We start from the raw sequence: 21,889 nt of genomic DNA on the forward strand, positions 1-21,889 counted from the left end.
CGCCTCTCAGCCCAGGGTCTTCTTGTAGCGGCCTTCGACCATGCGGTTCCAGCCCAGCATGATCACCAGGTTGGCGGCCAGCAGCACAAAGGCGATGGCCGCGCCCAGCGGCCAGTTCAGCTCGTGCAGGTACTCGTCATAGATCAGGGTGGCGACCATCTTGACCCGGCGCCCGCCCAGCAGGCCGGGGATCGCAAACGAGCTGGCAGCCAGGCCAAACACGATCAGGCTGCCCGAGAGAATGCCGGGCAGCACCTGCGGAAACACCACGCGGCGCAGGGTGGTGAAGTGCGAAGCACCCAGCGACAGCGAGGCGCTCTCGACCGAAGGATCGAGCTTTTGCAGCGAGGTCCAGACGGGGATCACCATGAAGGGCAGCATCACATGCACCAGCGCAATGACGATGGCCGTCTCGTTGTAGAGCAGCTTGACCGGGCCGATGCCCACCAGGCGGAAGATATCGTTGATCAGGCCCTCGGGGCCCAGCAGCATGCTCCAGCCAAAGGCCCGCACCACCACCGAAATCAGCAGCGGCGCCAGGATGATCAGCAAGAAGATGGAGCGCCAGGGCGCGCGCATTTTGCTCAGAATGTAGGCCTCGGGCGCGCCGATGGCGATGCAGATCAAAGTGACCAAGCCCGAGATCCACAAGGTGCGCCAGAAGATCTCGTAGTAGTAGCTGTCGGTGACGATGTGCACATAGTGCTCGATCGTGAAGCTGCCCGCGACCGGACCGGTGTCCACGTGGTAGGCATTGAAGGACAGGATGGTGGTCAGCAGCAGCGGCACGGCCAGCATCACCGCAAACAGCAGCAGCGCCGGAGCGCTCATGGCCCAGGGGGCCCAGGTGCGGCGCTCGCTCATGCGGCCACCCCGTCACCGGCGATCAGGCGCACATTGCGGTCGGACCAGTCGATGCCCACCTGGCTGCCCACCTGGTGGGGCGCCTCGCCATCGTTGGCCGCCGTCACGGTGATGCTGCCCAGCGGGCATTCCACCGTGTAGAGCCAGAGGTTGCCCAGGAAGAAGCGCTCGCGCACGGTGCCCTGGGTGCGGCCGGGCAACGAGGCCGACAGCTGGATTTTCTCAGGGCGCAGGCCCAGCAGCAAACGCGTGCCGTGGCTGGCCGCAGCGGCGGGCACATCCTGCACCGCCATCTGCACATCGCCCACATGCGCCAGCCACTGGCCGCCCTGGGCATGCACGGTGGCCTGCAGCAGGTTGGCCTTGCCGACAAAGGTGGAGATAAAGGCGTTGTGCGGGTGCTCGTACACCGTGTGCGGCGTGTCCACCTGGGTGATGCGGCCGGCCTCCATCACCACCACGCGGTCGCTGATCGACATGGCTTCGCTTTGGTCATGCGTGACCATGATGGTGGTCGTGCCCACCTTGCGCTGGATCTCGCGCAGCTCGAACTGCATCTCCTCGCGCAGCTTGGCATCGAGGTTGGACAGCGGTTCATCGAGCAGCAGCACCGGTGGCTTGATGACCAGCGCCCGGGCCAGGGCCACGCGCTGGCGCTGGCCGCCCGAGAGTTCACGCGGGTAGCGGTCGGCATAGGGGCCCAGGTGCACCAGGGCCAGCGCTTCGCTGGCACGCTCGCTGCGCTCGGGCTGCGCCACCTTGCGCATCTCCAGGCCGAACTCGACGTTCTCGCGCACGGTCATGTGCGGGAACAGCGCATAGGTCTGGAACACGATGCCCAGGCCGCGCTCATTGGCCTTGGCGCGGGTGATGTCCTTGCCGTCGAGCTCAATACGGCCTTCGGTCACATCCACAAAGCCAGCAATCATCTGCAAGCTCGTGGTCTTGCCGCAGCCCGAGGGGCCGAGCAAGGAGACGAACTCGCCCTTTTGCACATCCAGGTTGAACTGGCTGACCACCCGGTTGGGGCCGTACTGTTTGGAGACGTTGTGGAGACGCAGAAAACTCATGGGAATCACCTCGGTGGCACAGGGTTGCGGGGCCCGTCGGCCATGTCGCACGGATGAACGACATTTGCAACTATTTGTCTATTTTCGGAATGTGGTTTGAATCCACACACGGTGTAAACACTGATAATGGAAGATAAATTTGATTTATTCCGATAAATGGAATAAAAATCAGATCTACCGAATTTATATTCCGAAAAACCATGAGCACCGACACGTCTGAGGACAACAGCCACCAGCGCGGCACCCTGCACCGCAGCTTTTTGGTGATGCGCGCGCTGGCCGCGCACCAGACCGAAGGCGTGCGCGTGACCCATCTGGCCAAGGAAATCGGCCTGACCCAGGCCACCACGCACCGGCTGCTGCAGGGGCTGATCCAGGAGGGCATGGTCGAGCAGGACCAGGTGCACAAGCTCTACCGGCTGAGCCTGGACTTGTTCTCGCTGGCCGCCCAGGCCGGTGCGGTGAGCGACCTGCGCAGCCTCGCGCGCCCCGTGCTGCTGCGCCTGTGCGCCAGCCTCAACGACACGGTGATCCTGATGGTGCGCTCGGGCTTTGACGCGGTCTGCCTGGACCGCATCGAAGGCCAGTTTCCGATCCGCACCTTTACCGGCGATATCGGCGGGCGCGTGGCGCTGGGCGTGGGCCAGGGCTCGCTGGTCATCCTGGCCAACCTGCCCGAGGCCGAGCGCGAGGAGGTGCTGCGCTTCAACCTGCCGCGCATGCAGCACTACAACGTCTATGACGAGGTCTACATGCGCACCGAGATCGACAAGGCGCACCGCCAGGGCTATACCGCCAAGAACTCCGGCCTGCTCGAAGGCATGGCCGGCCTGGCCGTGCCGGTGTTTGACCGGGGTGGCCAGGTGGTGGCAGCGCTGTCGATCGGCACGCACACCGCGCGCCTGAGCGACGAGCGCCTGCCCATCGTGCGCGACATGCTGCTGCGCGAAGCCAAAACACTGAGTGCGCAGATCAACCCCTTTGACCCGACCTTGCGTCACCCGATGCATGCGATCTCCACCGGGGACCGCACCCGCTCGATGTAAGCCCGGCCCCATCCGCTTCCGCCTTTCTGCACTTCAACGCATCCCCCGCCATGGCTTCCAGCACTCCCTTGAACCTCATCATCAAAAGCGGCGGCAGCGCCGCCATTCCGGAATGGACGGCGCTGTTTGCCGAATTTGCGCCGCATGTCGTGGTGCATGACTGGAATACGCCACCCGCCGATCTCAGCCTGGTGGATTTTGCGATGGTCTGGGAGCCTAATACCGGTGTGCTGGCCCGTTTTCCGCAGCTCAAGGCCATCTTCAGCTCGGCCGCCGGCGTTGACCACATCCTGGCCGACCGCGACCTGCCAGCCAACTTGCCCATCGTGCGCATGGTGACGGGCGAATCGCAGCAGCGCATGGCCGAGTTCTGCCTGATGGCCACCTTGATGCTGCAAAAAAACATGCCGCGCGCGCTGGCCCAGCACCGCCAGCAGCAGTGGATCGAGTTCAACCCGCCCCATGTGGCCAGCGAGCTGCGCGTGGGCATTCTGGGCCTGGGCACCCTGGGCGCTGCAGCGGCGCAGATGCTGCGCGCCGTGGGCTACCCGGTGCAGGGCTGGTCGCAAACGCGCAAGCAGATCGAGGGCGTGACCAGCTACTGCGGCCAGGACGAGCTGGCCGCCTTTTTGCGCAGCAGCCAGGTGCTCATCTGCCTGCTGCCCGATACGCCTGCGACCCGGGGCATTCTCAATGCCCAGCTGTTTGCCCAGTTGCCCGCCGGCGCCCAGCTGGTCAATGCCGGCCGGGGCACCCAGCTCCACAGCGCCGACCTGGTGGCCGCGCTCGACAGCGGCCAGTTGGGCGGTGCGCTGCTGGATGTGACCGAGCCCGAGCCCTTGCCGGCCGATTCGCCGCTGTGGACGCACCCCCGCGTCATCCTCACGCCCCATATCGCCGCCAGCGCCAGCCGCCGCGCCAAGGCGCGCCAGGTGGCCTTGTCGATGGCGCAGTGGCAGGCCGGGCAGGCGCTGGACAACTGCTTTGACCGGGTGCGCGGCTACTGACCAACCCGGGTACATGGGGCCGGCCAGGCAGCTGAACGCTGGGCCGCTGCAAAGCCACCACTGGCGCCACTGGCGCCACTGGCGCCATATCCGAGTGTTTTGCGATGCCAAGCCCTTGGCCCCATCAGGGCCGCCCAATAGCCGCTAGGATGCGAGCCGCCCTCGTCTGCATCCCCTCCTCTCCATGTCCACCCCTTCCCTTGTGCCCAGCCAGCGCGCGACGCTGATTGGGCTTTCTGCCGTGCTCTGCTGGTCTGCACTGGTGAGCCTGTTCCGCAGCGTTGCCGAACACCTGGGGGCGATCGGCGGGGCCGCCTGCGTGTTCTCGCTCAGCGCCTTCTTGGTGACCTGGCGCTTTGGCCTGCCGCGCGCCGCGCAGCTCAAGGCCATGCACCCGGCCTATCTGCTGGGCTGCGGCCTCTTGTTTGTGCTCAACGAGATCGCTTTTTCGCTGTCGATGGGCTGGGCCAGCCACCGGGGCCAGACGCTGGAGCTGGGCATGATCAACTACCTCTGGCCCAGCCTGACCTTGGTGATGGCCACCGTGCTGGGCCTGCAGCGCTTTCGCGCCGGCCTGGTGCCGGGCGTGCTGCTGTCGATGGCCGGCATTGTGCTGGTGGTCAAGGGCGACAATGCGCTGTCCCTGGCCAGCCTCTGGGCCAATGTGCAAAGCAACCCGCTGGCCTATGCGCTGGCGCTGTGCGCGGCCTGCCTCTGGCCTTGCTATTCGGTGGTGTCCAAGCGCTACACCCAGGGCGCCAATGCACTGCCGGCCTTTCTCTGGGCCGTCGCCGCCGTGCTCTGGATCAAGTACGCGCTCAGCCCCGAGCCACCGCTGCGCTTTACACTCCCCGCACTGCTGCAGCTGGGCCTGCTCAGCGGCTTGACCGCCCTGGGCTACAGCTGCTGGGACCATGGCCTGCGCGCCGGTAACCTCACGGTGATGGCCGTGGGCTCCTACTTCACCCCCGTGCTGTCTGCGCTGGTCGGCACGCTCTGGCTGCAGGTGCAGCCGTCCTGGAGCTTTTGGCAGGGCGTGGCCCTGGTCACGCTGGGCTCGCTGGTCTGCTGGTGGGCCACCCGCAGCCCGGGGCCGGCCGATGGCAAAAAGCTGGCGGGCTAAGCACCTGCCCGCGCTTGCCATCGCCAACGCAGGGCGGCATCGCCAGCCTTTGTATACACATGCAAACACCTAGGTGGCGCGCCATGGCCAAAAGCGCGCGCCGCACTATAGTGGGCGGGTTGCCCGCGTTTTTTCCGAGCTGCCCATGGACTACTCCCGCCCCAACCATATCCCCACCGCCGCCGAGCAAGAGGCCGACAAGCGCCTGGAGCTGCGTGGCCTGATCGCATTTGCCGTGCTCACCGTGGTGGCGACCATCGCTGCCGCGCTGGTCTTTGGCAGCCATATCAGCTAATCGCTGATTTCTTCACCCCTCGGAAACGACACCGCCAGCGTGGCTGCCGGGTGTGGCTGCGGTCCGCTGGCCGTCTGCCTGCAGAGCTGCGCTTTTCCAGCTAGGATGCAAGGCTGCTTTTCGCAGCTTTCCCTGCATCCACCGCGCGCCCATGTCTTCCTCTCCGATCTCCCCCGCCCAGGCCCCTTCACAACGCGCCACCCTGATTGGCCTGTCGGCCGTGCTGTGCTGGTCCACCTCGGTGGGCCTGTTTCGCAGCGTGGCCGAGCACCTGGGCCCCATTGGCGGGGCGGCGGCGGTGTTTAGCTTGGGAGCCTTGCTGGTCACGCTGCGCTTTGGCCGCCCGCGCCTGGCGCAGCTGCGCGCCATGCACCCGGCCTACCTCTGGGGCTGCGGCCTGCTGTTTGTGCTCTACGAGATCGCGCTGTCGCTGTCGCTGGGCTTTGCCAGCAACCGGGGCCAGACCTTGGAGCTGGGCATGATCAACTACCTGTGGCCCAGCCTGACGATTGTGCTGGCGACAGCCTTTGGGCTGCAGCGCTTTCGCTTCGGCCTGGTGCCGGGGGTCTTGCTGGCCATGGCCGGCATTGTGCTGGTGCTCAAGGGCGACAGCGCGCTGTCCATCGCCAGCCTCTGGGCCAATGTGCAAAGCAATCCGCTCGCCTATGGCCTGGCTTTCTCGGCCGCCTGGCTCTGGCCTTGCTACTCGGTCATCGCCAAGCGCTATGCCCATGGCGCCAACGCGCTGCCGGCTTTTCTCTGGGCCGTGGGCGCGGTGCTCTGGGTCAAGTACGCGCTCAGCGATGAGCCGGCGCTGCAGCTGTCGCTGCCGGCCATCGTGCAGCTGTGCATGCTCAGCGGCCTCACCGCGCTGGGTTACAGCTGCTGGGACCACGGCCTGCGCGCCGGCAACCTTACGGTGATGGCCGTGGGCTCCTACTTCACCCCCGTGCTCTCCGCGCTGGTCGGCACCGTCTGGCTGCAGGTGCAGCCGTCCTGGAGCTTTTGGCAGGGGGTGATGCTGGTAACGGCCGGCTCGCTGATCTGCTGGTGGTGTACCCGCAGCAAATAGCGCCGCGCGGGTGGCGCCACGCGGGATAGCGCCGCGCGGGTAGCGCCACGCGAGACAGCGCCCGCGCTGAATATTCAGCCTTTGCGTGCCGCTTCCAGCGCGGCAATATCGATCTTGGTCATGCCCATCATCGCCTCGAACACGCGCTTGGCCGCGGCGCGGTCGGGGTCGGACATGGCTGCAGTCAGCATGCGGGGCGTGATTTGCCAGGAGATGCCCCAACGGTCCTTGCACCAGCCACAGGCGCTTTCCTGCCCACCATGGCTGACGATGGCGTTCCACAGGCGGTCGGTCTCGGCCTGGTCGTCCGTGGCGATCTGGAAGGAAAAGGACTCATTGTGCTGAAAATGCGGCCCGCCGTTCAGCCCAATGCAGGCAATGCCCGCCACGTTGAACTCCACCACCAGCACATCGCCCTGCCGGCCATCGGGGTAGTCACCCGGCGCGCGGTGTACCGCGCCCACGGCGCTGTCCGGAAAAGTCTGGGCATAGAACTGCGCGGCATCGAGCGCATCGCCCTGGTACCAGAGGCATACGGTATTTTTTGCGGTCATCGTCGGTCTCCTGCGTCAAGCGGAACAGACGTCTAGGCTATCGCTTGGCAGCACACCTGTGGGTAGGACAGCGCTGCACAGCAAGGGCGCCGCCGCACTGCGGGCAATGAGGCCTCAGCCGCCGTTACGCCTTTTCTCGCGCAGCATGAACAGGTAGAGGCCCTCGACCTTCTCGCGCGCCCAGGGCGTTTTGCGCAAAAACCGCAGGCTGGAGTTGATGCTCGGGTCCAGGCAAAAACAACGCACGGGGATGCGCTCACCCAGCTCTTCCCAGCCAAAGTACGCGACCAACTCGTTCAGGATGTGCTCCAGGGTCAGGCCATGGAGGGGGTTGTTGGGCTGTTCGGCGGTGCTCATGGCCGCCATTGTCGCCGAGCAGGGGCACAGGCTGCGGGGCTGGGGCTTTGCGGGCCGCGCATGGCACAGCCCCGCGGGCACTGTTCAGCGGCTAATCGCCATCTCCGCCGCGCAGCACCTGGCGCACCACATCGCCGCCAAAGCCCCGGCTGGCCAGAAAGCGCATCTGCTTGGCCCGTTCCTGCGGGCTCTCGGGCGGCGCGCCAAAACGGCGTTGCCAGACCTCGCGGGCGCGCTGCAGTTCGGTGCTGCGCAGGCGCTCGCGGGCATCTGCGATCAGCGGGGCATCCACGCCTTTGTGGCGCAGCTCCTGCAGCACGCGGCTGGCGCCATAGCGGGCAGCCTTGGTGTGGATCACGCTGTCCACCACGCGCTGGGCGCAGATGAAGCCCTTGGCTTCGAGCTCGTCGAGGATGGCCGCCAGGTCCTCGCCCTCTTGCACATGGGGGCCGAGCTTGGCCAGCAGCTCGGCGCGCGAATGCTCACGCTGCGCCAGATAGCGCAGCGCACGTCCTTTGAGGGAGAGTTTGCTAAAAGACATGCGTTCTCATTGCTATAAAACAAATAGCTGCTTGCGCACAGCATCTGTGCACAAGCAGCTATCTCAGCGCTCAGGCTTCAGCAGCGATCAGCCTTCGGTGCCGGTCGCTACCGGGCCGTCCACCACGCCGTCTTCGGCAGGGCGCAGGCTGATGTTCAGGCTCTCGCGCACCTTGTTCTCGATCTCGATGGCGAGGTCGGGGTTTTCGCGCAGGAACTCACGCGAGTTGTCACGGCCCTGGCCGATCTTCTCGCCGTTGTAGGCGTACCAGGCACCGCTTTTCTCGATGATACGGGCGGTGACGCCCATGTCCAGGATTTCGCCTTCGCGCGAGATGCCTTCGCCAAACAGAATGTCGAACTCGGCCGTCTTGAACGGGGGCGAGACCTTGTTCTTGACCACCTTGACCTTGGTTTCGTTACCGATGGCCTCATCGCCGCGCTTGATGGTGCCGGTGCGGCGGATATCGAGGCGCACCGAGGCGTAGAACTTCAGTGCATTACCGCCGGTCGTGGTTTCGGGGCTGCCGAACATCACGCCGATCTTCATGCGGATCTGGTTGATGAAGATGACCATGCAGTTGGTCTTCTTGATCGTGGCGGTGAGCTTGCGCAGCGCCTGGCTCATCAGGCGGGCTTGCAGGCCGGGCAGCTGGTCACCCATTTCGCCTTCGATTTCGGCCTTGGGGGTCAGGGCCGCGACCGAGTCGACGACGATCAGGTCCACCGCGCCGGAGCGCACCAGGCTGTCAACGATCTCGAGCGCCTGCTCACCGGTGTCGGGCTGGCTGATCAGGATATCGCCCAGGTTCACGCCCAGCTTTTGGGCATAGCTGGTGTCCAGCGCGTGCTCGGCATCGATAAAGGCGCAAGTGCCGCCCAGCTTTTGCATCTCGGCAATCACCTGCAGGGTCAAGGTGGTCTTGCCCGAGGACTCCGGGCCGTAGATCTCGATGACCCGGCCGCGCGGCAGGCCGCCAACGCCCAGGGCAATATCCAGGCCCAGCGAGCCGGTGGACACCACCTGGATGTCCGACACCGCTTCGCCTTCACCGAGCTTCATGATGGTGCCCTTGCCGAACTGCTTTTCAATCTGGGCCAGGGCGGCGGCCAGCGCCTTGGCTTTTTCGCTGTTGGCTTCGGGTTTGGTGGCGGTGGCGTTCATGGATTTCTCCTTGCGTTTGATGGTCATGTCTTCGATCTGGAGATCCAGCTGTTTGCATATACAGCCTGGATGCTTGAACAGTAGTTTATGGGATGGGTATATTTTATAGAAGTACTTTTTTAGTCAGTTTAGTTGACTATATGCACAATAGCGACTTCAGCCTTTTTCAGCCCTTGCAGACCCGCTCACCATGCCCATTCTTCTGCCCCATTTGCCCGACGACAGCTGGCGCCTGACCCATATGGGCCGCCTGCTGGGCCATGCGATGCGCCGTTTTGATGCGCGCGTGCTGCAGCTGATGGCCCAGGACGAGGCCGTGCCGCTGGCGCTGTCGCACCTGGCCGAGCGCGACCAGGTGAGTGCCGCCCACATCCACATCACCCGCCACCTGTCGCTGGCCGGCGACCGCCTGGTGGACCTGGCAGCGCGCGCCGGCATGAGCAAGCAGGCGATGGCTCAACTGGTGGACCAGTGCGAAGCCTGGAACCTGGTGACCCGTGAGCGCGACCCGCGCGATGCCCGCGCCCGCACGGTGCGCTTTACCGAGACCGGCCTGCTGTGGCTGCAGGCCTTTGAGCGCGCCGTCAGCCAGGCCGAGGCGGAGTTCCGCGCCGAGGTCGGCGAGCAGGTCGCCACCGTGGTCAAGCTCGGTTTGGAGGTGTATGGGGCCGACAGCTGAGCGGCTGCGCCTGGCCGCGTTCAGCGGCGCTTGCGCGCGAATTTGTAGAACAGGTTGGGCTCGGAGACGATGTAGATATTGCCGCTGTTGTCCATGGCCAGGCCTTCGGGCTGCGGCACCCGCTCGGCCAGCCCCGCCATATCGGCCCACAGCGGCATCACGCTGAGCAGGTCGCCGGCGCGGCTGTACTCGTACAGCACCGACGATTCCTCCCCCAGCAGCAGCAGGTTGCCGCTGCGCGGATCGACCTCGATGGCGGCCAGATCGGTGCTGGGCATGTCGTCCACCGCCGGCACCTCCCAGGTCGAGACTTTCATATCGACCAGGCCCGGCTTGAGCTTGGACAGCGGCGCATCCATCACCAGCACCTGCATCGGCCATTTCTCGGTCACGGCCAGCAGCTGCTGGCGCTTGGCATCCCAGCCCAGGCCTTCAAGCGCAAAATTCTTGATGGCAATGTCATTGAGCTGCACATAGGGGCTGTGCTCCAGCGACACCTCGGTCACGCCCTTGCCAAACTGCACCCAGTGGATGCGGTTGGTACGCTCGTCGGCAATCGCAAACCAGTCGCCCTGGATATGGGCAATGCCTTCGGTGTCGCGGGCGCCCAGCAGCGGCGCCAGCCGCAGCAAGCGGCCATCGGTGCTCAGCTCGGCAATCTGGGGCGGGCGGTTGGTCACCGCAAACAAGGTCTGGGTCTCGGGGTTGAAGGCCAGGCCAGAGAGGTTGTCGGCAATGCCGCTGACCACCTTGGCATCGATGCTGACCTGGTAGTGCGGCAGGTTGGCAGGTGGAGCCGAGCGCGGTGCCGACTGCAGCGCATCGGTATGCCCCGGCATGGCAATGACGTGGTGCCACTGCAGGTACAAGGCAGTCAACACCAGCAAGGCCGTGACCAACACCAGGCGGCGCTGCCGCTGCGACGCCTGCCACCTCACCTGTACCTTGGGCCCTGGTCTCATCACCACCTGCTGCAGTCACACCCCACCAGCCACAGGCCGGATGCCCGCGTGTTCTGGTCAAGACGAGGCGCTATCCTACGTGAGAGCAGCCTCGGTTTGATGACGCCAGGGTCGGTTTTACGTCTGTGCAACAAAAAAACAGGGGCTCAGGACCTCACACCACGGCCTTGCGGCCCACCCGCTTTGATCTATGCTTAGGTGGCCAGCAAGGCCATGGACTCGCCTAGAATCATTGACACCATCCACATCACGACTACAACACCGATAGGAGACCGCATGCGAATACTGATTGCCGAGGACGACCAGGTGCTGGCCGATGGCCTGCTGCGCAGTCTCCGCAACTCCGGCGCCGTGGTCGACCATGTCTCCAACGGCACCGAGGCCGATGCCGCCCTGATGGCCAACAATGCTTTTGATCTGCTGATTCTGGACCTGGGCCTGCCGCGCATGCATGGGCTCGAAGTGCTCAAAAAGCTGCGCGCCCGGGGCTCGGCCATTCCGGTGCTGATTCTCACCGCCGCCGAGAGCGTGGACGACCGGGTCCAAGGCCTCGATCTGGGCGCCGATGACTACATGGCCAAGCCCTTTGCGCTGTCCGAGCTCGAAGCCCGTGTGCGGGCGCTCACGCGCCGGGGCGTGGGCATGAGCACCAGCCTGATCCAGCATGGGCCACTCGCCTATGACCAGGCCGGGCGCGTGGCCACATTCGACGGCCGCATGCTGGAGCTGTCGGCCCGCGAGCTGGGCCTGCTGGAGGTGCTGCTGCAGCGCTCGGGGCGGCTGGTCAGCAAGGACCAGCTGGTCGAGCGCCTGTGCGAATGGGGCGAGGAGGTCAGCACCAATGCGATCGAGGTCTATATCCACCGCCTGCGCAAGAAGATAGAAAAGGGCCCCATCCGCATTGCCACCGTGCGTGGCCTGGGTTATTGCCTGGAGAAGATCCAGCCACCGGCCCCGCACTGAACCCCCACCCTCCGGCCACAACGGGGCGATGGCCGCCCCCGGCCCCATTCACGCAAGGACAGCCTTGGCCCTGTTTCGCAGCGAGCAGCGATCTTTGTTCGGAGAGATCCTTGACTGGATGCTCACGCCGCTGCTGCTTTTGTGGCCCGTATCGCTGGCATTGACCTGGCTGGTGGCCCAGGACCTGGCCAACAAGCCCTTTGACCGCGCGCTCGAATACAACGCCCATGCGCTGGCGCAGCTGGTGGGGGTGCAGGGCGGCAAAACCTATTTCAACCTGCCGCTGCCGGCCAGCGAGATCCTGCGCGCCGACGATGCCGACAAGGTGTACTACCAGGTGACCACGCCGTCGGGCATGTTCCTCGCGGGCGAATCGGCACTGCCCATGCCCGCCAAGGACCTGGAGCGCAGCGTCGGCATGGTCCAGCTGCGCGATGGCGAGCTGCGCGGCGTCGATGTGCGTATCGCCTGGATCTGGGTGCAGCTGTCGCTGCCCGAGCCCAACCTAGCGCTGATCCAGGTTGCCGAGACACGCGAGAAGCGCAGCGTGCTGGCCACTGAAATCATCAAGGGCGTCATGCTGCCGCAGTTCGTAATCCTGCCGCTGGCGGTGCTGCTGGTCTGGCTGGCGCTGGCGCGCGGCATCAAGCCGCTGCACCTGCTCGAAGAGCGCATCCGCGCGCGCAAGTCCGAAGACCTCTCGCCGATCCAGCACAAGGATGTGCCGCTCGAAGTGGTGCCGCTGGTCGACTCGGTCAATGGCTTGCTCGAGCGCCTCAACGATTCGCTGGCCACGCAGAAGCGCTTTCTCGCCGATGCCGCGCACCAGCTCAAGACCCCGCTGGCGGGCCTGCGCATGCAGGCCGAGATGGCCCAGCGCGCCGATGCCAAGGAAGACGACCTCAAGCTGTCCTTGCAGCAGATCGGGCGCTCGAGCATTCGCGCCACGCACACGGTCAACCAGTTGCTGTCGCTGGCGCGCGCCGAAGGGCCCAGCGCGCTGCTGCAGCGCACGCCCTGCAACCTGGCCGAGATTGTGCTCGACGCCATGCACGACGGCATTGACCGGGCCCTGGCCAAGCATATCGACATGGGCTACGACGGCATGCAGGTCGATGACCGCGAGGTCTGGGTCAACGGCAATGCCACCTTGCTGGGCGAGCTGGTGCGCAACCTGCTGGACAACGCGATCAACTACACGCCATCCAGCGCCAGCGCGCCGGGCGTCATCAATGTGCGCCTGATGGCCGACCCCTTTGGCCATGTGATCGTGCTGCAGGTGGAGAACTCCGGCCCCGGCATTCCCGAGGAAGAGCGCGAGCGTATTTTTCAGCCCTTCTACCGCGTGCTGGGCAGCGAGGTCGATGGCTCGGGCCTGGGCCTGCCCATCGTGCAGGAAATCGCGCGCCAGCATGGCGCTACCGTGGGCCTGGAAGACGCCCACCCGCGCCAGGCCCAGCGCGGCGTGGTGTTCAGCGTGTGCTTTCAGACCACGCTGGCGCCGCAGCCGTCCAGCTGAACGGCGCAGCCATCAGGAGCAGCTGCGCAGATCCTTGCCGTCCATCACATGCCAGCTCTGCACGCGCTTCTTGGTGACCGCATCCATCTTGGGCCAGCGCACGGTGTAGCTCACGGCCTCGGGGCGCTCGACCACCACCTTGGCGCCGCTCACGCCTTTTTTGCCCATGGTCGCCAGATGGCGCTCGGCCGCCTCTTCACTGGAGAAGCGCCCCAGCGAGATGCCCGGCTCCAGGCTGGCGATGCGGGCGCGGTCGGTGCTGATGTCGAGCGCACGCAGCTCGTCGCGGCGCGTGTCCAGCGCCTCCTGGCTGCTGAACTTGCCGACATAGACCATCCAGCGACCGGCGCTGGTGCTGCTGTCCAGGCGCCAGCTGCCTTCTGGCAGCTTGGCCAGCTGCAGGCGCAGCGCATCAACCTGCTTGGCGTCAAAGCTGCCGGCCACCAGGCATTCCTTTTTCTCCGGCTTCTCCGCTTTGTCTGCCAGCTTGTCGGCGGGCTTGTCCGTTGCTTTGTCCGTTGGTTTTGCCACGAGCTTGTCGGCTTCGGCAGCCGTTTTGTCTGCGCTGTCGGCGGCCGGCTCCGCCACCGCAACAGCAGCGGGCTCAGGCGCGGGAGCGGCCACCGGTGCCGGCACCGGGGCGGGCTCTGCGGGAGCCGTGCGGGCCTGCTCCTGGGCCTGCTTGGCCTCTTGCGAGGTCAGAATGCGCAGCGCCTCGGGCTTGACCTGCTGCTGCACCCGCTCGGGCTCGGAGGGGTCTTCCGGGCCCCAGCCCAGGCTGCGCAGCATGCCTTGCGAGAAGGCGTAGTAGCCGGCATTGGCCAGTAGCAGCAGCACGATGGCAAAACGAATCATCTCCGCTCCTGTCTGTTGGTTCTCTGATCCTGTGGCGCGCTCAGGCCGCGCCCGCCTGGGGCCGCACGCTGACTTCCGAGCTGGTCACATCGACCACGCCAGCGGCCGTCTGCACGCGCAGGGCGCCATCAGCGGCCACACCCAGCGCCAGGCCAGCGGTGCCATCGCTCAGCCCGACCTCACGGCCCGCCAGCGCATCGCGCGCCGCATAGGCCGCCTGCAGCGGTGCAAAGCCGTGCTGCGCAAAGGCCTGGATGGCGGCCACCAGCGGCGGCACCACGGCCTGCAGCGCCTGCGGTGCATCCCAGCGGCTGTCGAGCATCTGCAGGCTGCCGGGAATGGTCGACAGGCCCTCGGCCTGCGGGGCCTGCACATTGATGCCGATGCCGATCACCACATAGCGCTCGGCCTGCTGCTGGCCATCACCCGCATGCGTGCGGGCCGAGACAAAGCTGGCGGTCTCGACCAGGATGCCGGCCAGCTTGTGGTCGCCGGTCAGCCAGAGGTCATTGGGCCATTTGAGGCCAATCGTCGGAGTGCTTGAGCCTGCCTCGGGCAGCTGGGGCTGCAGGCTTTGCGCCACCGACACACCAACAGCCAGCGACAGGCCCGACCAGTCGGCTGGCGCCAGCGGCAGGCCCAGCGACATCAGCAGCGAGTCACCCACCTCGCTGCGCCAGGGCTTGCCCATGCGGCCGCGCCCTGCCGTCTGCTGCTCGGCCACCAGCAAGATGGGTTCCTGCCGGCCGGCACGCGCGCGGCGCATCAGCTCGGTGTTGGTCGAGTCGATGCTGGGCAGCACCTCGATCGTGAAGCCCGGCAACTGCGGCTCCACCGCCTCCCAGATCGCTTCAGCAGGCCAGCGGATCGGCGTGTTCTGCGCCTCGCTCATGCGCCCGCCTTGGCGGCCTTGGCGCCCTGGGTCTTTTTATCGGCTTTGGCCTTCTTGTCGCTCTTTTTCTTGGCCTTGGCCTTGGCCTTGTCCTTTTCCTTGCCCAGGGCCTTGTCTGCGGCCTGGGCCTTGTGCTTTTCCGCTTTGGCAGGTTTGGCGGGCTTCGCCGCATCGGCAGATGCTGCCTTGGCCTTGCGCTTCTTGGGCAGCACCGGCTCGGGTAAATCCGAGGCGGGCACCTTGGGCTTCCAGCCGCGCTTGGGCGCCAGCATCGTGCCCCGGCATTCGGCCGCGCCGCAGTGGCAGGCGTAGTCGGCCTTGAGCTTGGCGGTGTAGCGCTCTTCGATGATCAGGCCATAGTCATAGCCCAGCTCCTCGCCCGCGCTGATATTGCGCAGCGCGCTGATGAAGATGCGGTCATCGGCCTCTTCGGCAAAGCAGTTGGGCTCGCAGCTGTGGTTGATCCAGCGGGCCGAGTTGCCGCCATCGCCCCCGTCGATGACGCGGTCGCCATCGATCTGGAAAAAGAAAGTGTGGTTGGGGTGGTCCGGGTCGTGCGGGTGGCGGCGCTGGCTTTCTTCGTAGCTGATGACCTTGCCCGCATATTCGACAATGACTTCGCCTTCTGCGATATCCTGCAACGCAAAAACGCCCCTGCCGTGCACGCCCGAACGCCGTACCTGGATACGACGACCTGTTGAAAAATGGGGAACATGGTTCGGCATGGGATTTTTTCTGCTACTTTAAAAATAAGCACATGCGCATGTGCGCACACGTACACATGCAGGCGCCCGCGCACATGCGCGTAAAGCGTGCATTGTAAGAGCGTGCTCAGAGAGCCAGCAACCCACAGTGTTGGCAGACCCCAGTTTGATGAGAGTGAACCCATGTCCAAGACCCTGGTCATTGCAGAAAAGCCGTCCGTTGCACAAGACATTGTTCGTGCACTGACGCCGGTGGCAGGCCAATTTGCCAAACACGACGACTACTTTGAAGCCGATACCTTCATCGTGACGAGCGCGGTGGGTCACCTTGTGGAGATCCAGGCCCCCGAAGAATTCGATGTCAAACGCGGCAAGTGGAGCTTTGCCCATCTGCCGGTCATCCCGCCTTACTTTGAGCTCAAGCCCGTCGACAAGACCAAGACGCGCCTGAACGCCGTCGTCAAGCTGGCCAAGCGCAAGGATGTCACCGCGCTGATCAACGCCTGTGACGCGGGCCGCGAAGGTGAGCTGATCTTCCGCCTGATCGAGCAATACGCCGGTGGCGCCAAGGGCGGCCTGGGCAAGCCGATCCAGCGCCTGTGGCTGCAGTCGATGACGCCCCAAGCCATCCGTGACGGCTTCAACAAGCTGCGCTCCGATAACCAGATGCTGGGCCTGGCCGATGCCGCCCGCAGCCGCTCCGAAGCCGACTGGCTGGTGGGCATCAACGGCACGCGGGCGATGACCGCGTTCAACTCGCGCGATGGCGGTTTCTTCCTGACCACCGTGGGCCGTGTGCAGACCCCCACCTTGTCGCTGGTCGTCGAGCGCGAGGAAAAGATCCGCAAGTTCGTCAGCCGCAACTACTGGGAAATCCACGGCGAGTTCAACGCCCAGGCGGGCGCCTACCCAGGCAAGTGGTTCAACCCGGCCTGGAAGAAAAGCGACGATGCCGAGGCGCGCGCCGACCGCGTCTGGAGCCAGCAGGAGGCCCAGGCGATTGCCGAGGCCGTGCGCGGCAAGCCCGCCACGGTGACCGAAGAGTCCAAGCCCACCACCCAGGCCTCACCGCTGCTGTTTGACCTGACCAGCCTGCAGCGCGAGGCCAACAGCAAGTTCGGCTTCTCGGCCAAGACCACCTTGGCGCTGGCCCAGGCGCTGTACGAGCGCCACAAGGCACTGACCTACCCGCGTACCGATTCGCGCGCGCTGCCCGAGGACTACCTGCCCGTCGCGCGCCAGACCTTCGAGATGCTGGCCCACAGCAATATGCAGCAGCTCGCGCCATTTGCGCAGCAGGCCATTGGTGCCAACTACATCCGCGCCAACAAGCGCATTTTTGACAACAGCAAGGTCTCGGACCACTTTGCCATCATCCCGACCACGCAGGCGCCGGGCGCCTTGAGCGAGGCCGAGCACAAGCTCTACACACTGGTGGTGCGCCGCTTCATGGCAGTGTTCTTCCCCAGCGCCGAGCACCAGGTCACCACGCGCGTCAGTCAAATTGACGACCACCACTTCAAGACCGAAGGCAAGGTGCTGGTCAAGCCCGGTTGGCTGGCCATCTACGGCAAGGAAGCGGCCCACGAAGTGGAAGACGCCAAGGAAGGCGACAAGGGCCAGAACCTGGTGCCGGTGCAGCCCGGCGAGAAGCCCACGGCCGACCCGGTCGAGCCCAAGGGCCTCAAGACCAAGCCACCTGCCCGCTACTCGGAAGCGACCCTGCTGGGTGCGATGGAGAGCGCCGGCAAGCAGATCGACGACGACGAACTGCGCGAAGCCATGCAGGAAAAGGGCCTGGGCACGCCTGCGACGCGCGCGGCCATCATCGAAGGCCTGCTGACCGAAAAATACATGCTGCGCGAAGGCCGCGAGCTGATCCCCACGGCCAAGGCCTTCCAGCTGATGACCTTGCTGCGCGGGCTGCAGGTCGAAGAACTCTCGCGTGCCGACCTGACCGGCGAGTGGGAGTACAAGCTCGCGCAGATGGAAAAGGGCCAGCTCTCGCGCGAAGCCTTCATGGCCGAGATCCAGGCCATGACCGAGCGCCTGGTGAAAAAGGCCAAGGAATACGACCGCGACACCATCCCCGGCGACTACGCCACCCTGTCCGCGCCCTGCCCCAACTGCGGCGGCGTGGTCAAGGAAAACTACCGCCGCTATGCCTGCACCGGCGTGGGCGGCAACGGCGAGGGCTGCGGCTTCTCGTTCACCAAATCGCCTGCCGGCCGCACCTTCGAGACCGCCGAGGCCGACCAGCTGCTGCGCGATCGCAAGATCGGCCCGCTCGACGGCTTCCGCTCCAAGGCCGGCTGGCCCTTTGCCGCCGAAGTGGCCATCGTGCGCGACGAGGACAACAACAACTACAAGTTCGAGTTCCTGTTCGAGGACAACAAGTCCGACGAGGAATCGGGTGAGCTGGTGGACTTTGGCAGCCAGAACACCTTGGGCGCCTGCCCCAAGTGCGGCGCACCGGTGTTCGAGCATGGCGCCAACTATGTCTGCAGCAAGGCCGTCCCCACGGCCCAGCAGCCCACGCCCAGCTGCGACTTCAAGAGCGGCCAGATCATCTTGCAGCAGCCCATCGAGCGCGACCAGATGGCCAAGCTGCTGGCCACCGGCAAGACCGACCTGCTCGACAAGTTCGTCTCCAACCGCACGCGGCGCAGCTTCAAGGCCTTCCTGGCCTGGGACAAGGAAGCCGGCAAGGTGAACTTCGAGTTCGAGCCGCGCGACAGCAAGTTCCCGCCGCGCAAGGGCGCAGCCGCCAAGACCGCTACCAAGACGGCCACCAAGACCGCAAGCAAGACCGCTGCCAAGGCCACCAAGACAGCGGCCAAAACCGCTACCAAGACAGCCACCAAGTCCGCCGCCAAGACGCCGCGCAAGGTCGCCGCGACGCTGACCCCCAGCCCCGCGCTGGCCGCCGTGATCGGCAGCGAGGCCACGTCCCGCCCCGAAGTCATCAAAAAGCTCTGGGACTACATCAAGGCCAACGGCCTGCAGGACGCCAAGGACAAGCGCGCGATCAATGCCGACGCCAAGCTGCAGCCGCTGTTTGGCAAGGACCAGATCAGCATGTTCGAGATCGCCGGCATTGTTGGCAAGCATGTGAGCTGATACCTTGATGCGCCGCATTCTTTGCCAGGCCCTCGCCTGCAGCGCCCTCCTGTGGGGGGCGCACAGCCATGCCCAGATTGCCCTGTTCGCGCCGCCCGGCGTACATCCGGAATTTGTCGGCAAGGTGGCTACCGCCCATATCAATGTGCACAGCCCTGAAGACCTGGAGAAAAACCTCCAGGCCGTCAAAGGCTCGGCCACCCGACTGGATCTGGACCTGGGGCCGGTGCTCAACAGCCGCAAGCCACTGGACCAGATCCCCATCCGCTACCGCGCCGTAGATGCCAACGGTGCGAGTGCTGGCTGGCAGGACAAGGCCATGGCGCCCCAGGCGCACAACAAGCTGCGGGTGATCCCGCAAGAGGCCGAGGCGCGCAAGATTCTGCAGCCCTACATGGCCGTGATCCAGCGCTACCAGGCCCAGGTGGCCACGGTGTTCATCGCCGATGAGCCCTATCTGCACGGCATCCCCAAGGCAGATCTGGAGCGCATTGCCACCACGGTGCGCACAATGCTCCGCGAGCACGGCATCAAGAACGTCAAGCTGGGCGTGATCTTTGCCAGCGGCATGGTGAATGCCGAGTTTGCCAAGATGGTGGACCAGGAGGCCGTGCGCTATGTGCAAACCCTCGACGGCCATCGCCAAACCCTCAGCAGCCTGGGCGACCAGGCCACGGCGGCGGACCTCCAATGGCTCAAGGACATCGCGCAGTTCCGGCTGACCACCTATGACAATGCCGGCAACCTCTACACCGGCGGCGGCGTTCCGCGCGGCTATGACCTGTATGGCTTTGACTTCTACCTGTCCACCGCGCTGCAGGACCGGCTCTACGAAAACATGCTGCCGCTATTAAAGAAGCAGGTGCGCGGGGGCGAATGCGATATCAGCGCCTACACGACCATGTCCGAGCTGCGCGCGCAGCTGTCCTTCTACCAGGATGGCCCTGTGCGCCAGTCCAGTGCCGCCGACAAGGCTGCGGGCCGCCCCACGCCACAGCAGCAGGACAAGGTCTTGCTCGACCAGCTCTACCAATGCCGCATGACGGCGGCCACCGAGATGCTGCGCAAGGAGCTGGCCAAGATCGGCAGCAAGGGCAAGATTCTGGTGCTGACCGAGTCGAGCAACAACGGCGTGCTGGAGTTCGATGCCCGGCAGAACATCGAAAAAGGCCAGCCCGAGCGCCTCGTCGAATCCCGGGTGCTGGATGAGGTGCAGCGTGGCCTGGACTTCTACCAGGCCCAGCGCAAAAAGGGAGACGTTGCGGTGCTGGAGTTCTTCACCTTCGACAACACCTTTGACAAGACCATCCAGCTGGACATCGGTGGTTTTGTCGACATGCCCGCCGTCAAAAAGCTGATCTTTGACAGCGCGCAGCGCGAGATGTGCCAAAGCGGCGTCACCGCCGCTTGCCAGCAGCGCTGAGCATGGCCAAGGGCGAGCCGCTGCAGCTGCTGGCCCTGGCTGCAGGCATCTATCTGCTGCTGGAAGCCAGCTTTCATGGCATGGCCTGGCTGCTCGCCCGCATCATTGATCGCGAGGCGCAGCGCCAAGGCCATGCAGCCGAGCCCAGCCCTGCACACTGGCGCGCCATCTTCTACCGCTTGTTTGCGGTGCTGGCCGTGCTGATGATGAGCCATTGGTTCAGCCTGAGCCTGAACTGGCCCCACACGCAGCCGTGGCAACAGTGGCTGCTGGGCGCTGTCATCATCGCCACCGTGCTGTCGGTGGTGATGCTCAGCGATGCCGCCATCATCCAAAAGCTCAAGAAGGACAGCCAGCCGCACTTCAGCAATATGCAGGAGATGGGGCTGCTCTACATCCTGCGCCACCTGCCCGCGCACCGGCCGTGGTATTTCAGCGCAGCCTACCTGCCGCTGGCCCGGCGCTTGAACCGGGGCATCAGCCTGCTGGCCTTCTTGCTGCTGTACCTGGATTTGCGCTTCTACCAAGGGGGCTGATACAGTGCCTGCCATGCCCCAACCTCCATTGCCGCTGCCATGTACCTGCGCCCTGCCTACCGCCGGCTGATCTGGCTGGCCCTGGTGGTGGCCTGCGCTGCCGCCGTGTACGCCTGGCGTGGCCCGGCGCTCATCGGTGATGCCGAGCAGGCCGCCAGCGGGCTGTGGCGCAAGGCCTCGTCTCCTCCTCCACCCAGCGCTGAAGAGCTGCAGCGCAGCCAGGCGCGGCGCGCTGCGCCCGACGGCAGCAGCGGCCAGGCACGGCCCGCAGCCGTGCCGCGCAAATGCCAGCTGGGCGGCCAGACCATCTACACCGACGGCCCCTGCCCGGCAGGCAGCCAGGAGCAGATCGTGCCGGAGAACCTGTCCGTGATCCCGCGCTGAACCGGCCCGCTGCCAATACCGCAGTGCCCCACCCGCGTGCGCCATCTGCGCGATACTGCCTGCGCAATGCAACGTGGTGCTGCATTGCATCGATAAAGGACATGCGTGCAATCAGCGGACAGGCAATGGTTTGACGAGGCGTACTACCAGCGCTTTTATTTCGACAAGAAAACCAGCGTGGTGGACCCCGCGCATGCCGCGCGCCTGGGCGCCTTTGTCTGCAGCTACCTGCAATACGTGCGCGTGCCGGTGCAGCGCGTGCTGGATGTCGGTTGCGGCATCGGCCTGTGGCGCGATGCGATTGCACAGCACTTTCCACAGGCCAGCTACCACGGGGTGGAGTACAGCGAGTACCTGTGCCAGCGCTATGGCTGGGAGCAGGGCTCGGTCGTGGACTATGCGCCGGCCGATGGCCAGCCCTTTGACCTGGTGATCTGCCAAGGCGTGCTGCCCTACCTGAGCCCGGCCGATCTGAAGCTGGCACTGGCCAATCTGGGCCGGCTGAGCCGGGGCGCGCTCTATGTCGAAGCCGTCGCGCGCGAAGACTATGAGCGCGACATCATCGACGACGCGCTGACCGACCCGCGCCTCTACCGCCACCGCGCCGAGCTCTACCGCCGAGGCCTGGCCCAGGGCTTTACCGAGCTGGGCGGCGGCGTCTGGCTAAGCCGGCGCGCCGATGTGCCGCTGTTTGCGCTGGAAGCAGTGCAGAACTGAGCGGCGCCAAGGGCAGCGCTAATCCCGCTGCGCTGCTTGGTT

23 protein-coding genes are annotated in these 21,889 nt (G+C 65.3%); 13 read left to right on the top strand and 10 right to left on the bottom strand.

The annotated features are described in order from the left end of the window. Positions 1-6: 6 nt before the first annotated feature. A complete protein-coding gene (locus WH367_RS08750; RefSeq protein WP_021026625.1) occupies positions 7-864 on the bottom strand; it encodes an ABC transporter permease in 858 nt (285 codons plus the stop codon). After that, a complete protein-coding gene (locus WH367_RS08755; protein ID WP_339535534.1) occupies positions 861-1,934 on the bottom strand; it encodes an ABC transporter ATP-binding protein in 1,074 nt (357 codons plus the stop codon). The genes WH367_RS08750 and WH367_RS08755 overlap by 4 nt, the downstream gene beginning before the upstream one ends. 200 nt (positions 1,935-2,134) lie before the next feature. Here WH367_RS08755 and WH367_RS08760 point away from each other — a divergent pair, with 200 nt between their 5' ends. The 5 genes from WH367_RS08760 to yddG (WH367_RS08780) all read left to right on the top strand — a co-directional run bounded on the left by WH367_RS08760 (position 2,135) and on the right by yddG (WH367_RS08780) (position 6,477). Continuing rightward, positions 2,135-2,980 carry an IclR family transcriptional regulator gene (locus WH367_RS08760; protein ID WP_021026627.1) on the top strand — a complete coding sequence of 282 codons (846 nt, stop codon included), beginning with the start codon at positions 2,135-2,137 and terminating at the stop codon, positions 2,978-2,980. 50 nt (positions 2,981-3,030) lie between these two features. Further along, positions 3,031-3,987: a 2-hydroxyacid dehydrogenase gene (locus WH367_RS08765; protein ID WP_339535535.1), complete on the top strand. Its 957-nt coding sequence runs from the start codon at positions 3,031-3,033 to the stop codon at positions 3,985-3,987. Between the two features lie 184 nt (positions 3,988-4,171). Further along, entirely contained in the window at positions 4,172-5,110 is a 939-nt protein-coding gene (yddG, locus tag WH367_RS08770) for an aromatic amino acid DMT transporter YddG (protein WP_312986868.1), read from the top strand. Positions 5,111-5,255: 145 nt separating this feature from the next. Beyond that, positions 5,256-5,405: a hypothetical protein gene (locus tag WH367_RS08775; protein ID WP_021026630.1), complete on the top strand. Its 150-nt coding sequence runs from the start codon at positions 5,256-5,258 to the stop codon at positions 5,403-5,405. A gap of 151 nt (positions 5,406-5,556) precedes the next feature. Beyond that, positions 5,557-6,477 carry an aromatic amino acid DMT transporter YddG gene (yddG, locus tag WH367_RS08780; RefSeq protein ID WP_339535536.1) on the top strand — a complete coding sequence of 307 codons (921 nt, stop codon included), beginning with the start codon at positions 5,557-5,559 and terminating at the stop codon, positions 6,475-6,477. A 74-nt stretch (positions 6,478-6,551) separates the two neighbouring features. On the opposite strand, the gene WH367_RS08785 is transcribed toward yddG (WH367_RS08780), so the two are convergent. From WH367_RS08785 to recA, 4 genes are all read right to left on the bottom strand, one after another. Then, positions 6,552-7,031, bottom strand: coding sequence for a VOC family protein (locus WH367_RS08785; protein WP_021026632.1), 480 nt, complete (start codon positions 7,029-7,031; stop codon positions 6,552-6,554). A gap of 114 nt (positions 7,032-7,145) precedes the next feature. Then, positions 7,146-7,397, bottom strand: coding sequence for a VF530 family protein (locus WH367_RS08790; RefSeq protein ID WP_339535541.1), 252 nt, complete (start codon positions 7,395-7,397; stop codon positions 7,146-7,148). Between the two features lie 82 nt (positions 7,398-7,479). Beyond that, positions 7,480-7,929 carry a recombination regulator RecX gene (recX, locus tag WH367_RS08795; protein ID WP_339535542.1) on the bottom strand — a complete coding sequence of 150 codons (450 nt, stop codon included), beginning with the start codon at positions 7,927-7,929 and terminating at the stop codon, positions 7,480-7,482. A gap of 87 nt (positions 7,930-8,016) precedes the next feature. Beyond that, a complete protein-coding gene (recA, locus tag WH367_RS08800; protein ID WP_043339752.1) occupies positions 8,017-9,093 on the bottom strand; it encodes a recombinase RecA in 1,077 nt (358 codons plus the stop codon). A 190-nt stretch (positions 9,094-9,283) separates the two neighbouring features. On the opposite strand from recA, the gene WH367_RS08805 reads away from it, so the two are divergent. Then, positions 9,284-9,772 carry a MarR family winged helix-turn-helix transcriptional regulator gene (locus WH367_RS08805; RefSeq protein ID WP_339535544.1) on the top strand — a complete coding sequence of 163 codons (489 nt, stop codon included), beginning with the start codon at positions 9,284-9,286 and terminating at the stop codon, positions 9,770-9,772. A 20-nt stretch (positions 9,773-9,792) separates the two neighbouring features. Here the strand turns inward: WH367_RS08805 and WH367_RS08810 are convergent, their stop codons facing one another. After that, the gene (locus WH367_RS08810) at positions 9,793-10,734 is read right to left on the bottom strand and encodes an SdiA-regulated domain-containing protein (protein WP_084635769.1); all 942 of its coding nucleotides are present in this window, start codon (positions 10,732-10,734) and stop codon (positions 9,793-9,795) included. 276 nt (positions 10,735-11,010) lie between these two features. On the opposite strand from WH367_RS08810, the gene WH367_RS08815 reads away from it, so the two are divergent. After that, positions 11,011-11,697, top strand: a complete 687-nt coding sequence (locus WH367_RS08815; protein WP_021026639.1) for a response regulator — start codon at positions 11,011-11,013, stop codon at positions 11,695-11,697. A 64-nt stretch (positions 11,698-11,761) separates the two neighbouring features. Beyond that, the gene (locus WH367_RS08820) at positions 11,762-13,216 is read left to right on the top strand and encodes a sensor histidine kinase (protein WP_312986879.1); all 1,455 of its coding nucleotides are present in this window, start codon (positions 11,762-11,764) and stop codon (positions 13,214-13,216) included. A 12-nt stretch (positions 13,217-13,228) separates the two neighbouring features. On the opposite strand, the gene WH367_RS08825 is transcribed toward WH367_RS08820, so the two are convergent. From WH367_RS08825 to WH367_RS08835, 3 genes are read right to left on the bottom strand one after another with little or no spacing between them, the layout of a single operon-like run. After that, positions 13,229-14,071, bottom strand: a complete 843-nt coding sequence (locus WH367_RS08825) for an SPOR domain-containing protein (RefSeq protein WP_339535549.1) — start codon at positions 14,069-14,071, stop codon at positions 13,229-13,231. Positions 14,072-14,111: 40 nt separating this feature from the next. Continuing rightward, positions 14,112-14,963, bottom strand: coding sequence for a biotin--[acetyl-CoA-carboxylase] ligase (locus WH367_RS08830; RefSeq protein ID WP_339535552.1), 852 nt, complete (start codon positions 14,961-14,963; stop codon positions 14,112-14,114). Further along, a complete protein-coding gene (locus tag WH367_RS08835) occupies positions 14,960-15,688 on the bottom strand; it encodes an SET domain-containing protein (RefSeq protein WP_339535553.1) in 729 nt (242 codons plus the stop codon). Before WH367_RS08835 ends, WH367_RS08830 begins: the two co-directional genes overlap by 4 nt. Before the next feature lie 162 nt (positions 15,689-15,850). Between WH367_RS08835 and WH367_RS08840 the strand changes: the two genes are divergently transcribed. From WH367_RS08840 to WH367_RS08860, 5 genes are all read left to right on the top strand, one after another. Beyond that, on the top strand, positions 15,851-18,787 hold the full coding sequence (locus WH367_RS08840) for a DNA topoisomerase III (RefSeq protein ID WP_339535554.1): 2,937 nt from the start codon (positions 15,851-15,853) through the stop codon (positions 18,785-18,787). Positions 18,788-18,794: 7 nt separating this feature from the next. Continuing rightward, a complete protein-coding gene (locus WH367_RS08845) occupies positions 18,795-20,210 on the top strand; it encodes a hypothetical protein (protein ID WP_339515959.1) in 1,416 nt (471 codons plus the stop codon). 2 nt (positions 20,211-20,212) lie between these two features. Beyond that, complete coding sequence (locus WH367_RS08850) at positions 20,213-20,746, top strand: hypothetical protein (RefSeq protein ID WP_339515957.1); 534 nt, start codon at positions 20,213-20,215, stop codon at positions 20,744-20,746. Between the two features lie 39 nt (positions 20,747-20,785). Further along, entirely contained in the window at positions 20,786-21,130 is a 345-nt protein-coding gene (locus WH367_RS08855; protein ID WP_339515955.1) for a hypothetical protein, read from the top strand. A 105-nt stretch (positions 21,131-21,235) separates the two neighbouring features. Further along, on the top strand, positions 21,236-21,847 hold the full coding sequence (locus WH367_RS08860; RefSeq protein WP_339515953.1) for a class I SAM-dependent methyltransferase: 612 nt from the start codon (positions 21,236-21,238) through the stop codon (positions 21,845-21,847). Positions 21,848-21,889: the final 42 nt, after the last annotated feature.

The sequence above is a fragment of the Comamonas sp. MYb21 genome (assembly GCF_037479395.1).
Lineage (GTDB): Bacteria > Pseudomonadota > Gammaproteobacteria > Burkholderiales > Burkholderiaceae_C > Comamonas.